Raw genomic sequence first — 14,510 nt, forward strand, 5'->3', positions numbered from 1 at the left:
AAGTCCCGACCGGGCCACACCCCCTCTCGCTGGGCAACGCTGCCCAGCGAGAGGGAGCCGCGACCGAGGCAGGCAACAAGGCCGATGGCAGAAGGGCACGCAATAACCTGCTCCCCCACTGCGAGCGCGAAGAAGGCGAGCGCAATCCCCGGGGAAACCCAGCCCACAGGGACAAGCCGCCGGCGAGCCCCGCAGGCACCTCAACCACCCGGAAAGGAGCATTGTTCTGCTGATAAACAGCGATTTCGTACAGCGTTTCATCCGCCCGGCAGTCACGTGCAGCGTTTTGCAGCCTGTATAACTCGTCATAGCCCAGGTGCGCCGTGCCGATATCGGACGGTTTCCCGCGTCGAATAGTCGATATGGATGCCCGTCCTCGCCTCTAAGCGCGGTGCTGCCCGGGCAGCACTCCCAGCATCACCGAATCGGCACACAAAGCGAGTCATAGACCCACCCGCAGAAGACTTCACCCATCGTTGCCTTCATGATCCAAACACCCTTCAAATCAGCGAGGCAGCCTGATGCCACCTCGTCTCCTCCAGGGATCAAGGCCTTTCTCAGCCTGTTGGGGGACGACCGCTGCCAGTGTCGTTTACCAGGACGACAAACCGCGAGCGGCAGATCGAAGAGCGAAAGCGGCGGCCAACCACCCGCATATTTTCCTCAGAGAATGGTTGACGCCACCGAAAGTATCTGCATTTGATACTTTCGGTGGCATATCCTGATCATCCGGATGCCATAGCCAGCTTCTGGATGTGATTCAGAGCCACCTCAGCGAACTTCGGGCACGATGCCTCTCGCAATGCGTCGGGAAGCTGCTTCCCACCCCGTTTTGCCCAAAATGGCACCTGACGCTTCACCACACGCCCCACTACCTCGGGTGCCGACTTTTCTACTTCCACGAAGAACTCATCGCAGGTATAGACCTCATACTGGGTATCGTCGGACTCAAAACCCGTGTCTTCGGTGAGAAGAATACCCGCGTGGCAGGCTTCTGCCGCGTGGTGGACATGCCAGTCCCCCTCATCGGCGATGCCCTCTACCTGGCCTCCGGGATATACCGTGATGATCTCGTCAAAGATCTCTTGGATCTTTTTCATCAGCGATGAGATTCCAGCTCCGGGCCACTCAGGATGATCATCTCGGAGCCTGGCCCCTGCCTCGTTGATAACGTCCCAGGAAGTGTGGATCTGGAACATCCCGCCGCTGGACTCAACGCGCAAAAGGAAAAGCCAATCACGAAGAGTTCGGCTGTAGAGCACGTTGGCATCAACAAAAACACGTTGGGTCATAGTACAAGTTTGCACCATGACCCAACGTGCCTAGTTGATTGGAATATCAGGCAAGATCGTCGAGTCGGTCCTGCATATCCATCAATTCCAGCAGAGCCTCTCGGCGCGCTTCTTCCCTCTTGGCCTTGAACGCGATGACGTCGTCTCGCTTGAAGCGAGTATGGCTGCCAACCTTAGATGAAGGAACCTCGCCGTTCTTTGCCAACTTCAGGAGCGTCGGTCTAGAAACCCCTAAGACATCCGCGGCAGTATTGCTCGTGAGCTCATCGGGAAGAGTGCCTAAGGTGACGTGTCCATTGGCGGCAAGAGTACGGAATGCCTGGTCGATGATCTTGGAGAGTTCAGGAGGAAGCTCGCGCGTCTCGCCGTTGGTCATGACGGCCGCGAAACCTCTGATCCCGGCGGGGGTCGATTCCACTTCATGTCGAACGGTCGTGAGATCCTCAGTGCTGAGCAGAACGTCAGCTCTAAGTATTGTCGTAGTCACGGTTCCCGCCTCCATCATTTACGTTTTCGCGTGTTGTCTTACGTTGTCTGCAGTTGTCCTGTGTTTCTCACTCTAGCCCTTTTCACTTATAAGTGAAAGGGGCTGAAGCCAAAGTCACACCACCCGCCAACGAGGCACAAAAAACGCACCCCCTCGGCAGAAAACCAAGACACCCCGGCGAGCGCCTGCAGCAGGGCACCTGGCCAAGGGGAGGTGCTCCAGTTATTGACCCAGGAGCATGTCCACGAGGCAACATCCCCCAGTGTGAACTACTTCGAGGACGTACCATCGGCGAGCGCGCAAGCTCGGGAGCTCAGCCCGAGCGTTGAACCAGATTGAAGCCATCCCGCGAGCGCCACCGTCAAAGCCGAAGCCCGACAGCTGCGTCACCCCTGCAACCCTGCGGCCCCAGCCGCATCCCCAGTCCAAAGTCGCCCATTTGAAGCCGCCCAAGAAAGGTGATGACAACGCGGCCGAAACGCGTCGAAGCACAAGGACATACCGCCACCTGCGGCGAGCACAGCCCGAGGCAGCTCGAGGTGGATCAGTCCGAAACCACCGCGGCCAGCAAACGCTCTCCCCGCACCCCATCACATGATTCTGGTGCGTGTCCCCGAGCGCAAGAAGCCAGCAACGTCTGCGACAGATGCACGGCTCCCCCGGGTAGCATCATGGCCTGTATACATCAGACCGCATTTGGAATAAGGAGATACGCAAGAGCATGCCCACCACCGAACAGCCTATTGATTTAGCTCTCCTGGCTTTCGTCGAAGAGTTCCGAACAGCAGCCAAAGACACTCAGGCCCAGCACCACAAGAGTTTTCCAAATGCTGCTTGCAACTGGGCCAGCGAGATCCTGGGTCGGCTTCTGAGCGACAAGGGATTCGGGACCTGGCAACTGATCAAGGCCTCCGGTCGTCTCGATCCGGAGGGTTCGCCGCATACCCACGACTGGCTGGAAAAAGACGGCGTGCACGTTGACCCGACAGCAGGCCAGTTCAACGACCGTAAGATTTTTGCTGGCAAGGAGCTGCCCATTGCCCATCGAGGGGAGTCGCCGATCTGCCATGTTTTCGGGGTGTACGACAGCCGAGACGTTCTGGTTGAAGGTGTCCACCATTCTGCCGAAGGTGCGCACCGGATTATTCGTTCACGCCTTGGAATGTAGCTGGAGCACGCAGTCCAGATCGCAAGCACGACCCCTAAAGCGAGTCATAGACCCATCCGCAGAAAACTTCACCCATCGTTGCATTCATGACCCAAGCGTCCTTCAAGACAGCCAGGCGTTCTGCTGATGCCGCTTCGTCTCTTCTACGGATCAAGGGAATTATCAGCCAGGTGGGGGAGGACGGCCCGCGGTGTTAATTAGCATCCGGCAGAACGGCAGACCGCCAGATGAAGGTGAACGCGGTTGCTGCCAGAGGACAGAGGCGTACAGGGCCAGGCGTGAGGTGTTCGGGGAGTGCCAACTCCATATGCCCAATTAAGCCCACAAGTTCCATGGTCGTTAGTGCTAGTAAATGCGGATCCCGTGCAACTTCTCGGCCTGTTTGATCCCTGGGGTGTCGATGGCGATCGGCTCGGAGTCGACTTCGGAAATCTTTATCGTGCCCGAAGGCCACAGGGCGTAGCAGTGGCCTTGCCCTGTGCCGGCGGAACCAAGTTTCGATGGGTACAGCAGTCCGTCTGGAATCGACCCATCATAGAGTTCCGTGCCGGCGATCTGTTCAGCGATGAACTGGGTTATCCCTCGGGTGCCACCGGTGAGATCTGAGAGCGTTATCCGATCGGTGGTGAGATTCTGCGCCGCCAGGGAGTCTAGGTAGCGTTCGTTGATTGCGGCGATGGTGTCGGCCGAAGAGAGGTCTATGATCCAATGTGGGCTGATCTGAAGCTTGAAGACCTGGCGGTCCAGGCGCCACCCTGCGGGGATCGCGCCCTGCTTCATGGCGCCGTTCTCATCGAGCTCCTTGGCGATTTGCTTCAGCAGATCTTCAAGGCTCAAGCCGAGTTGGTTGGCGGTCTTTTGCATGGCATGGCTTTGGCGGTGGTTCTGCGCGGTCCAAGCCAACGATTCAATGATCGCGGTGGCGGTGTCTGCTGCCGCGTAGATCGTCTTGCCGGGCACATCAAAGCGCCCCCACGCAGCCCTGGTAGCGGGTGTTGCTTCAGCGTCGCGCGGTAAAGGGCTCACCGGCCCGTATTCTTTCTTGGCAACGCGATACCCGGTCATCAGCCCCTCCACGAGAGCGAAGCCGGTGACCGGGCAAACGGTTTGATTCATGCGGCGTGGGAATCCAAGACCAAAGCCTCGGCAGCAGCAGCCACCTGTTTGCGGTTGTCCTCGCGGATGGCATCGATCGGGGTGTCGTAGTTCAGCCAGGGGTTAGCACCCATGAACCAGGCACGGGCCACATGGATCGATTCGTTGTCGCACAGGTAGGTCAGCATCGAATGGGCGAAACGCAAACGAGTCACCGCTTGCGGCTTCGGCTCCGCGCTCCCGGCCTTGGCCCATTTATAGGCGTTGGACCGGTCAGTGTAACCAGCCATGGAGGTCACCAGCGTGGCTCCCAAGGCCTTGTTCAGCTCGTTGACCATCTCATGGAAGTCCATCCTCGCGGTGCTCGTTGAGGCGGCGTTCAAAGTAATGACTGACATGATCTAACCCCTTCCGTGGGACTTCCTGGATCACCCGCCCGAGTGATGCCTTCTAATGCCCATCCTAGGCGTCTCGAAGCATTCCGGCAACACTCTGGCAACACATCAGCGGTGAAACAGCCGCGGACCGGAAGCACCACAAGTACGCTACGTGGCCCCCACATCCGGAGGGACATACCGTCCAAGGCCTACAGCGAGGACGGGTTCGAATTCGAGTACTACCGGCGAGCGCAGGATCGAGTACTCACACAAGAACTTGCTCCCACCGGCGAGCGCGCCGAGGCGGGCTGACACAGGCGACAAGAGCCGAGCTATACCGGCGAGCGCAGCCCGAGAGAGTTCACGGAAATTCTGGACGTCCAGAAAACTCGAGGCCTCGCGACGATCACAAGCAAAGCTCCGGCAAAGACTCGGCAAGGCAACCCCTGGGCAACTCTGCCGAAACCATCGAAGTAGATGCAGCTGCTGCGGTGATGGCAGGGACACGCCATCCCAGCAAGCGCCCAGGCTCGGGCGTACGGCCTGTGCGAGATTTCGCCCGAGGCTCGCCCAGGCCTTCAACCAACGATTGAAAGTCATGTTCGAACGCCGAGGCTGGCCACTCGCTGGACCGACCGCACTCCCGGGGCGACCGGCATGGAAAGTCCCCCGACGGCCACCCGGGGGCCACCCGACGAGCACTCCGACCTTGACCCGTGAGAGAAGATTTATAAAATGACACTTGTGCAAAATTAGTTCAATGGATACGCTTGCTCCTGTCAGATCACCCATCCAGGAAAAGAGCACACCATGGCCCACGACATCGAAGTAGCCGCCAACGGCGACGCAGCGTTCTTCGCAGCCCGCCAGTCAGCCTGGCACCGCCTTGGAACCACCACCACCGAGGCGCAGACCGCCCAGATCGCACTGGAGCTCGCCCACCTCTCCGGCTGGGATGTACGCAAAGCCCCACTGACCGCCCTGGCCACCGGGATGGACGATGAAGAGCTGCATCTGCCCGTGGGCGATAAGTACGCCACCGTGCGGAACAACCCCTTTACCGGAAAGCCCGAGCCCCTCGGAGTCGTCGGCAAGGTCTACCAGCCGATCCAGAACGAGGAACACACCGAGCTGCTCAACACCCTCATCGACCAGTCCGGCGCCCACTTCGAAACCGCCGGATCCCTGCGCGGCGGCCGGGAAGTCTTCGTGACCATGAAGATGCCCGAGCACATGATGATCGGGGGCGTAGACCGCTTGGACTTGTACATCGCCGCCATGAACTCCCACGACGGCACTACGCCATTTCGCTTCGTGGTCACCCCGATCCGGGTGGTTTGCGCGAACACGCAGCGTGCCGCCTTGGCCCACGCCGTCTCGACGTTCAGCATCCGCCACACCAAGAGCGCCAAGAGCAACATCGAAGCCGCACGCCAAGCCCTCACCCTGACGTTCAAGTACCAAGACGAGTTCCAACAGGCCGCCGAACGCATGATCCAAGAAACGATGACAGAGGACCACTTCCAGCGGTACATCGACCACCTGTTCCCCGCACCGGCAAAGAACGCCAGCGACCGCGTGCGCGCCAACCACCGCGAGAAGACGCTCACCCTGAACATGCTCTTCACCGACGCACCAACCAACCACGAGATCCGCGGCACCCAATGGGCCGGCTACCAAGCCATCACCGAATACATCGACCACCACGCACCCACCCAACGCACCCAATGGGCCAACGACCCAGACGCCGCCCGCGCACTCTCCAGCCTCAGCAAAAACGCCACCAACCTCAAAGAGCGCGCCTTCAACCAAGCCACCACCTAAAAGATCTGGCGAACGCTAGAGGCTAAGAGCATCCACACGCAAAGGCCCGGGAGCCACGTCTTCCCAGTGTTGGAGAACAGGCCGACCAGTTCCCCGGTAGTTGTGGATGCGACCCCTATGGGACCGCATCCACAACTACCGGGGAACGCCGTCGCCACTGTCGGATCAGGCGTCCAGCCTCACCAGTCAACAGCGACGTACTTGGTTTCAGTGAAGTCCAAAAGCCCCTGATGGGCTCCTTCTCGGCCCAGGCCACTTTGTTTGACTCCGCCGAAGGGGGCCGCGGGGTCGGAGACCAGCCCGCGGTTCAGTGCCACCATTCCGCTTTCCAAACGCTCTGAGACCCGCAGCCCTCGACGGAGGTCTTCGGTGAAGACATAGGCGGCGAGGCCGTATTCGGTGTCGTTGGCCGCGGCAATGACTTCGTCGTCGTCGTCGAACGTGATGATCGAGGCCACTGGACCAAAGATCTCCTCGTTGACCATGCGGGCGTGGAACGGAACGTTGGTCACCACGGTGGGTGGGTAGTAGTAGCCGGCACCCACGGGGAGCTGGCCGCCGGTGAGAAGGCGCGCGCCCTGGTCAAGGGCGTCCTGGACCAGCGCGTGGACCTTGTTCACGCTGGGCTCATCCACCAGCGGGCCCACCTCGGTGGCCGGGTCGGTGCCCGGACCCACGGCGAGTGCGCCCATCCGTTGGGCCAGGCGGCTGGCAAACTCAGCCTGGATGCCGCGCTGCACGTAGATACGGTTGGCGGCCGTGCAGGCCTGGCCGCCGTTGCGCATCTTGGCGATCATGACCCCGTCGAGGGCCTTGTCTAGGTCCGCGTCGTCAAACACCAGAAACGGTGCGTTTCCGCCTAGCTCCATGGAGCATTTGAGCACGTTGTCCGCGGACAGGCGTAGCAGGTGGCGGCCCACGCTGGTCGAGCCCGTGAAGGAGAGCTTGCGGACCCGGGGGTCGGCGAGCATCGGGCTCATGACGTCGTTGGTCTTGCTGGTGGTGATCACGTTGACCACCCCTGCCGGGATGCCGGCGTCGATCATCAGCTGGGCGATCGCCAGTGAGGTCAACGGCGTCAGGCCCGCTGGCTTGAGCACGGCCGTGCACCCGGCTGCCAGCGCGGGCGCCAGTTTGCGGGTGGCCATGGCGGCCGGGAAGTTCCACGGCGTGATGAGGATGCAGACGCCGATCGGCTGGTGCTGGACCAGGATGCGGTTGGCCCCGGAGGGCGAGGTGGAGACTTCGCCGATGATCCGTACGGCCTCCTCCGCGTACCAGCGGAAGAATTCCGCGGCGTAGGCCACTTCGCCGCGGGCGTCCGGCAGGGCCTTGCCGTTTTCCAGGGAGATGAGGTGGGCGATTTGTTCGCTGCGCTCGGTCATGAGTTCAAAACAGCGGCTCAGTATCTCGGCACGCTTGCGGGGGGCTGTGGCGGACCATGCGGGCAATGCCGCGGCCGCGGCGTCGACGGCGACGAGGCCGTCCTCGACCTCGGCATCGGCAATGCCCGTGATCACGGAGGCGTCGGAGGGGTTGATGACGTTGATGGTTTTTCCGCCGGCGGCGTCCTGCCACGCTCCGGCAATGAGGAGCCGGCGGGGCACCACCAAACCGTCGATCTTGAGCGGTTCTTGGGTGGAGGTGATGGTCATGGGAGGGTCCTTAGGTCTTGGTGTTCAATGATGTGGGACGATCAGCGAATGGTGTGGTCGCCGGTGAAGGCTGCCTGCACTATCGAGGTGACGGCGTCCAGGTCCAGCGGCAACGGGTTGTTTTCGATCAGGCGCTTGGAGTTCATGGACAGCCGGGCAATCTGGTCGAGCTGGGATTCCTTCACGCCTAAGTCTTCGAGCGTGGCGGGCATGTCGATGGCGGCTATGACTTCGTCAATCGCGTCGACGCCGGCCATGGCGGCGTGCCGCAGGTCCAGACCCTGGGTGCTGCGGCCCAGTACTTCGGCAATCTCCGCCAGCTGGGGCATGATGGCGTTGAAGTTGTGACGGACCACGTAGGGCAGCAGCAGGCCAACGCCAATGCCGTGCGGGGTGTGGGTCAGGTTTCCCACCGGGTACTGGATGGCGTGGGCGGCGGCGGTGCCGGCATTGCTGAGCATGATCCCGCCGTAGAGGGCCGCCAGCATCATGTCAGCTCGGGCATCGGTGTTTTCGGGGTCTTTGTAGGCGGTGGCCAGGCTGCGGCCGACCAACCCGATGCCGTTCAGGGCCAGGGAGTCTGCCAGCACATTCTTGCCGACAAAGACCCGCTCGGTGGCCAGGGTGCTGGTGGGTTCCCGGGTGATGGCGGTGAAGGATTCGACCAGGTGGACAAAGGCGTCCGCACCGGTGGCCGCGGTGAGCGACGGCGGGCAGGTGTACGTCAACTCAGGGTCGCAAACAGCCGCGTATGGGATGATGTGGGGGCTGGAGATGCCCATTTTCATGCCGAGGTCCGGGTCTGAAACCACGGCGACGGCGGTGGCTTCAGATCCTGTTCCGGCCGTGGTGGGCAGTGCTATGACGGGTGTGACGGGGCCAGGGACCGCGAATTCGCCGTAGTAGTCCTTGGGTTCCCCGCCGTGGGCCAGCAGTACGGAGACCACCTTTGCCATGTCCATGCAGCTGCCGCCGCCGAAACCGATGATCGCGTCGATCTTCAGTCCCTGCAGTTCCGCCACGCAGGCCATGATCCCCGGGACGGGAAGTTCGGCCTGGGTATCCCCGTAGACCCGGACGGAGAGGTTTTTGGCCTCAAGGCTTGCCACCAGGTCCTTGAGGTCCTCCGAGACGGCCAGTCGCGGATCCGTACAGATGAGAACGTTTCGGCCCAGGCTGGCCGCGATGTTGGCAACAGCAAAGCGTTGCTGGGCGCCGACGACGATGCTCCGCGGGAGGCGAAGTACGCCATAAGTTGTGGGCTGGATGCCTGCTGCGTGTTCACACGACATTGTGTCTCGCTTCTCAAGATGGGTTCGGCGGCGCTTTTGAGGCCGTCGCATGCTCAATGCTTTCAGTGCGGAGTGAGTTGCACCATGGAGTTGAGTGCCATATTGAGGGCATTTATATGTTGATCGCTCACAGTTTCGGTATTTTCCGTGGCTTCTTGCCGTCCCGTCTCGACGTGGACGTCAGGACTTAGGGAAGCCCAGCCCGGCGGACTTCAGCCGCCACAGCCGGAGTGCCACATGGATATCCAGGGACCTGCCGCCCCGCCGCCAAGTGGCGCCAATGACGGTGTCGATCCGTTCCAGGCGCTGGCGAAGGGTGTTGACATGGAGGTGGAGGGACTCGGCCGCGGAGGCCGTGGAGGAGTCGTTTTCCAGGAATGTCCACGCGGTCAGGGCCAGCTGGGTGCCGCGGCGCTCGTCGTAGGCAAGTAAGGGGCCCAACTGGGCTTCCAGCAACTGGGTGGCGAAGGGGCTGTCCATGGCGCCGAGCAGCATCCCGGTGGTGCCCAGTGACGCACGGTCGGCGGCCTCGCCGTTGCGCATCAGTGCCTGCAGCGCGCGCACCACTGCCGAGGCTTCGGCGTGGGCGGCCGAGAGTTTTGAAAATCCGGCCACGGGGTCCGAGGAGCCGACGATGGCAACGATCCGCCGCCGCTTCAGCGCGTCAACTATCGCTTGGCCGGCGTCGTCCGCGGCCGTTGGCCCGGCGGTCTCTGAGGAGTTGGCGCGGCGGGGTGCCGGTTCAATGACGCAAAGGTGGGATTCGTGCAGGGCCGTGATGCCCGGCCTGCCGTCAGTGTGGCTTTTGAGGACGGCCAGGGCCCGCTGGCGCTGGTCATCGCTGACGGTCACCATGCGCACCACCAGTTGGGCGGTGTCGGCCAGGCCAAACCGCCCGGCGCGCCGCTTCAGCGCCTCGACGTCCACGGCGCGGGGGTTCATCAGGTCATCGACCAATTCCAGTTGCAACCGGTATTGTGCATCCTGGAACGTGCGCTCAAAGAGCAAGGCGGCGCTGAGCACCAGTGAGCTGCGCTCCAGCACGGCCAGCCCGGATGGGGCCAGGTCGCCGGCCACGATCAGGGATGCCAGGTGCTGGTCCCCGGCAATGGCAGCCATGACGTTGTATTGGCCGCCGTCGAGCGTGAAGGGAACTGCCAGCTTGGCAGCGGCCGATGCCTCGGCGGCGCTCAGGGCCGCAGCACTGCCAAAGTCGCCCCGTGGTGCCAGCCCCGCCATGGGTTCGCCGGTAGATGTCACCACAAAGACTTCGCGCCCCAGTGACCTTGTGAGCACCCACAAAAGGTTGGGCAGGCTGTCGGCTGCGGCGAGCGTTTCGACCATGCTCTTGTCCAGTTCGGCCAGCTCTTCCAGGGCACGCACATGGGCGAGGTTCTCACTCTGCGCCCTGTCCAGCCGTGCCAAGGTCTCGGCCATTTCGCTAAAGTGCCTGGCGTTTTCAAGGGCCACAGCGGCATGGGTGCCAATGGACTCCATCAGGGCAATGTCGTCGCGGCTAAAGAGGTGGGCGTGGCGGTCCGCGACCATGAGCGCCCCGATGACCTGTCCCTCGACCCGCAGCGGCACACCCATGATGGCCTTGACCCCTTCGGCGGCCACGGCGGAGTCACTTAACTTCAGGTGCGACTTCGATGCATCAGCCAAGTAGTCCGCACTTTGTGCGGGGGAGCCGCCGGTGGCCACTGCCCCCAGCACGCCTTCGCCCAGGGGGATGCGGATGTTGCGAAACAGGGCCGTGGTGGCACCGTCGGTCACGCGGATGAAGGATTCATTTGTTTCGTTGTCGTTCAGGCTCAGGTAGGCGATGTCGCTGCCAATCAGGGCCCGGGTACGGCGGACGATTGCCGTCAGAACGGCCTCGACATCCCTGATGCCGGTCAGGTCCGTGGCCGTGTCGTAGAGGACGCGCAGCAGGCCTTCCCTGCGGCCGGCCTCCCCCAGCCGGGCATTGAGCTGGCGCACCGCCTCCACGGTGGCCGCATCGAGGACATCCCCGGCCACCAAGATGGCCAGGCGTTTCTCCAGCACAGGGACGGACAGGCCGTCTCCCAGTTCGGCCAACAACTGGCTCAGCGATTCACCCGGGAGCCGAGTGCCTGCAGCGTCGGGGTCGTTGGTGATGTCGTCGTCGATGGCGCTCATGCCTCCCATGGTAGGTCAAGGGCCGCTTCGTCTTCATGGCGCATGAATCCGAGGCGGCCCTTGGCCCTGAACGCCGGGATGCCGTGGACACCCTTGTCCACCACGTGGTTGCCAAGGAGTGCGTCTCTTTACCTTTGCAGGTCCAGAGTGTTCATTGCATCCCACTTGGCTACGAAATGGCTTTGCCGGGGTTGAGGATGCCTTGAGGGTCGAAGAGGTCCTTGATCTTTCGCTGGAGCTCCCGGACGCTGCTGGATTGCTCCAGGTGCAGCCATTTGAGCTTGTACTGGCCGATCCCGTGTTCCCCGGTGATGGTGCCGCCCAGTTCCAACGCCTTGTCCATCGATTCGTTGAGCGCGGCATGCAGTGCGGCATCGGTTGCCTCGTCCAGTTCCGGGGCCCAAAACATGGGGTGGAGGTTGCCGTCGCCGGCGTGGGCGATGATGCGCACCCCGACGCCGTGGCGGGACGCCATCTCCTGAAGCGCCGTGACGTAGTGGACCAACTGCGAACGCGGGACTGCAATGTCCTCCCCCACAGAGACCTCCGATTCGGCTTCCATCCCGCGGCTGTGCCTGCGCAGCTCCACCAGCCGGGCAGCCTCGTCCGGGTCTTCTAAGTTGACCGTTCCGCCCAATCCGGTCAGCGCCTCCATGGCGATGTCCGTTTCCTGGACTGCGGCCAGGCCGTCGAACTGGGCGAGCAACAAGGCTGTGCCCCGCTGGGCCAGATTGCTGCCATTGCGGGAATCCAGCTCCTGCAGGGAGGGCCCGTCCAGCAGTTCCAGGATGCACGGCTGTACACGCTTTGCACCCAGCGCCAGCACGCCGGCGGCTGCGGCCTGCACATCCGGGAAGAACACGGCCAGGGTTCGCACATCGGTGGGCAGGTACTTCAGCCGCACCGTAGCCCCCACCACGATGCCGAGCGTCCCCTCCGAGCCGACAAACAAGCTCGTCAGATCGTACCCGGCCACCCCCTTGAAGGTGCGGTGGCCGGTGTGGATGAGTTCGCCGTCGGCCAGGACCACGTCAAGGCCCAGCACGGCATCCCGAGTCACCCCGTACTTTGCACACCTCAGGCCCCCGGCGTTTGTGGCCACGTTCCCGCCAATCGTGGACACCTTGTAGCTGGCGGGATCCGGCGCGTACATCAGCCCATGTGGCTCCGCAACCTTGTTCAGGTCCGCGTTAACGACGCCGGGCTCCACGCGGGCTACCTCGTCCTCCGGGTTTAGCTCCAGGATCCTGTTCATCCGCTCTAAATCAAGCACCACACAACCGCGAGTGGCATTGGCTCCGCCCGAGACACCCGTCCCGGCTCCGCGCGGCACCACCGGTACGCCGTGACCGGTAGCCAACCGCATCACGGCTTGGACGTCGTCTACCGACTCCGCCCACACCACCGCCAGCGGCTCCTGATAGTCCGTGACCGGCCCGCGGTCGGTAGCGAATTTTTTCAGGTCCGTGGTCTCTTTGCTGACTTGGTCCGGCCGCACCGCCGAAAGAAGGGCATCGCGGATATCGGTTTCGAGGTGGGTGGTGGCAGTCATGTTCGTCCGATCTTTGGATTGGTCGGTGGCACCCTGGTCTTCGCGGCCCGGGCGGATGGTTTTGTTGCCGTTGCAGGGGCGCCAGGAACCACAACGTCCGCCAGGGCTGGGCCGGTAACTGCCGGTGCCTGCCCGGGCGGACGTTGTGGTGGTTGAATGCGTCAGTGCTTGAAGGGGTGCCAGACTTAGCGCTGAGCCTCAAGGGGTGCAGCCTCAAGCTGTGGCTGTAGGTCCGCCGGCGAAATCTCCAAGCTAGATTCCTTGTCCGAGTCATGGACAAGATCGCTCTTGAATGTCTCGGGCATCTTCCACACTACGATCAGGACAACGATCGCGACCAGCATGGTATAGATGCCCGGCGACGCCTGCACGCCGGTCCGTGAAATCAGGTACGTGGCCAGCAGCGGCGCGGTGCCGCCGAAGATCGTGTACCCCATGTTGTAGCTGATGGTTGCAGCACTCAGTCGGGTGCGAGTGGGAAACAGCTCCACCATGGTGATGCCAAAGGCTCCCCAGAAAATTCCGAAGATCATGCCGATTACGGACTGGCCAATCAGCGCCGGCCAGAAGGTTCCGAATCCGGCGAACCAGAAGGCCGGGAGGTACAGGACAATGGTTGCGACGATGGCGCCCAGGAGCACCGGGCGGCGGCCGAGCTTGTCCGAGAGCCCGCCCCCGATCCAGAAGAAGACAAACGCGATGGTCAGGGCGATGCCGTTGCTCAGCAGGGCCTGGTCCTTGGGCAAGCCGGCCCCGGTGGTCAGGTAGCTGACGAAGTAGCCACTGAGAGTGTAGAAGGCAAGGCTGGAAATGGCGGCCAGGGCAAACGTTTGCATGATGGCCGTCCGGTTGGTCCGCCCCGCTTCCAGGATCGGGTTCTTGACAACTCCCGTGGCCGCCTTCGCTTCCTCAAATACCGGTGACTCCTCCACCTTCCAGCGGATGTAGAGGCCGACCAAGGCCAACGGTCCGCCGATCAGGAAGGGAATGCGCCAGGCCCACTGGTCGTAGGTGACCTGCCCCAGTCCGTTGATGAGCGCCATGACCAGCAGCGCCACGGCCACGGACGGAATGGCTGAGAACGAGTAGGTGAATGCGACGTAGCGTCCCCGCTTGCCCTGCGGTGCGTGCTCGGCCACGAAGGTGTTTGACCCAACCGTCTCACCGGCTGAGGAGAACCCCTGGACCATGCGGCAGATGATCAGCAGGATCGGTGCCAGGATGCCAATCTGCGCATAGGTGGGCAGGATTCCGATGGCCATGGTCGCCCCACCCATGATCAGGATGACGGTGACCAGGATCTTGCGGCGGCCGATCTTGTCGCCCAGGGCGCCAAAGACGAATGCACCAATGGGTCGCATGAGGAACCCGACTGCGTACACCGCAAAAGTGGCCAGGATTCCCGCGGTGGGATCGTCGGATGGAAAGAACAGCTTTGCAATGATTGCCGCCGAGTAGGCGTACACCACAAAGTCATACCATTCGACGAACTGTCCCAGCGCAGCTGACCTGATTACTCGTTTGAGGGAAGCGCTCGCTGGATCCGTACCAGTCGGCTTCGCTTCGCTCCTGCTTGATCCTTGCATGATTTCTCCGAAAGTCGGG

General features: G+C 62.2%; 11 protein-coding genes. 2 read left to right on the forward strand and 9 right to left on the reverse strand.

From position 1 onward, the window contains the following. Nucleotides 1-725: 725 nt before the first annotated feature. Both ACIPVK_RS18725 and ACIPVK_RS18730 read right to left on the reverse strand, forming a co-directional pair. Nucleotides 726-1,292: a PIN domain-containing protein gene (locus ACIPVK_RS18725; protein ID WP_407613494.1), complete on the reverse strand. Its 567-nt coding sequence runs from the start codon at nt 1,290-1,292 to the stop codon at nt 726-728. Nucleotides 1,293-1,338: 46 nt separating this feature from the next. Next, entirely contained in the window at nt 1,339-1,668 is a 330-nt protein-coding gene (locus tag ACIPVK_RS18730; RefSeq protein ID WP_407613495.1) for a helix-turn-helix domain-containing protein, read from the reverse strand. An 832-nt stretch (nt 1,669-2,500) separates the two neighbouring features. Here ACIPVK_RS18730 and ACIPVK_RS18735 point away from each other — a divergent pair. Next, the gene (locus ACIPVK_RS18735) at nt 2,501-2,947 is read left to right on the forward strand and encodes a hypothetical protein (RefSeq protein WP_407613496.1); all 447 of its coding nucleotides are present in this window, start codon (nt 2,501-2,503) and stop codon (nt 2,945-2,947) included. 345 nt (nt 2,948-3,292) lie between these two features. Here the strand turns inward: ACIPVK_RS18735 and ACIPVK_RS18740 are convergent, their stop codons facing one another. Both ACIPVK_RS18740 and ACIPVK_RS18745 read right to left on the reverse strand, forming a co-directional pair. Beyond that, nucleotides 3,293-4,063 (reverse strand): hypothetical protein, encoded by a 771-nt coding sequence (locus ACIPVK_RS18740; RefSeq protein WP_407613497.1) that lies wholly within the window; start codon nt 4,061-4,063, stop codon nt 3,293-3,295. Continuing rightward, complete coding sequence (locus tag ACIPVK_RS18745) at nt 4,060-4,440, reverse strand: hypothetical protein (protein ID WP_407613498.1); 381 nt, start codon at nt 4,438-4,440, stop codon at nt 4,060-4,062. Before ACIPVK_RS18745 ends, ACIPVK_RS18740 begins: the two co-directional genes overlap by 4 nt. Before the next feature lie 789 nt (nt 4,441-5,229). Here ACIPVK_RS18745 and ACIPVK_RS18750 point away from each other — a divergent pair. Next, nucleotides 5,230-6,243, forward strand: coding sequence for a DUF932 domain-containing protein (locus ACIPVK_RS18750; protein WP_407613499.1), 1,014 nt, complete (start codon nt 5,230-5,232; stop codon nt 6,241-6,243). Between the two features lie 179 nt (nt 6,244-6,422). Here ACIPVK_RS18750 and ACIPVK_RS18755 read toward each other — a convergent pair whose 3' ends face one another. From ACIPVK_RS18755 to ACIPVK_RS18775, 5 genes are all read right to left on the reverse strand, one after another. Next, on the reverse strand, nt 6,423-7,898 hold the full coding sequence (locus tag ACIPVK_RS18755) for an NAD-dependent succinate-semialdehyde dehydrogenase (protein WP_407613500.1): 1,476 nt from the start codon (nt 7,896-7,898) through the stop codon (nt 6,423-6,425). A gap of 41 nt (nt 7,899-7,939) precedes the next feature. Further along, entirely contained in the window at nt 7,940-9,190 is a 1,251-nt protein-coding gene (locus ACIPVK_RS18760; protein WP_407613501.1) for an iron-containing alcohol dehydrogenase, read from the reverse strand. 180 nt (nt 9,191-9,370) lie between these two features. Continuing rightward, nucleotides 9,371-11,353, reverse strand: a complete 1,983-nt coding sequence (locus tag ACIPVK_RS18765) for a helix-turn-helix domain-containing protein (protein WP_407613502.1) — start codon at nt 11,351-11,353, stop codon at nt 9,371-9,373. A 169-nt stretch (nt 11,354-11,522) separates the two neighbouring features. After that, a complete protein-coding gene (locus ACIPVK_RS18770) occupies nt 11,523-12,905 on the reverse strand; it encodes an FAD-binding oxidoreductase (protein WP_407613503.1) in 1,383 nt (460 codons plus the stop codon). A gap of 185 nt (nt 12,906-13,090) precedes the next feature. After that, nucleotides 13,091-14,491: an MFS transporter gene (locus ACIPVK_RS18775; RefSeq protein ID WP_407613504.1), complete on the reverse strand. Its 1,401-nt coding sequence runs from the start codon at nt 14,489-14,491 to the stop codon at nt 13,091-13,093. Between the last annotated feature and the right edge of the window lie 19 nt (nt 14,492-14,510).

The sequence above is a fragment of the Paeniglutamicibacter sp. MACA_103 genome (genome assembly GCF_045798555.1).
GTDB lineage: Bacteria > Actinomycetota > Actinomycetes > Actinomycetales > Micrococcaceae > Paeniglutamicibacter.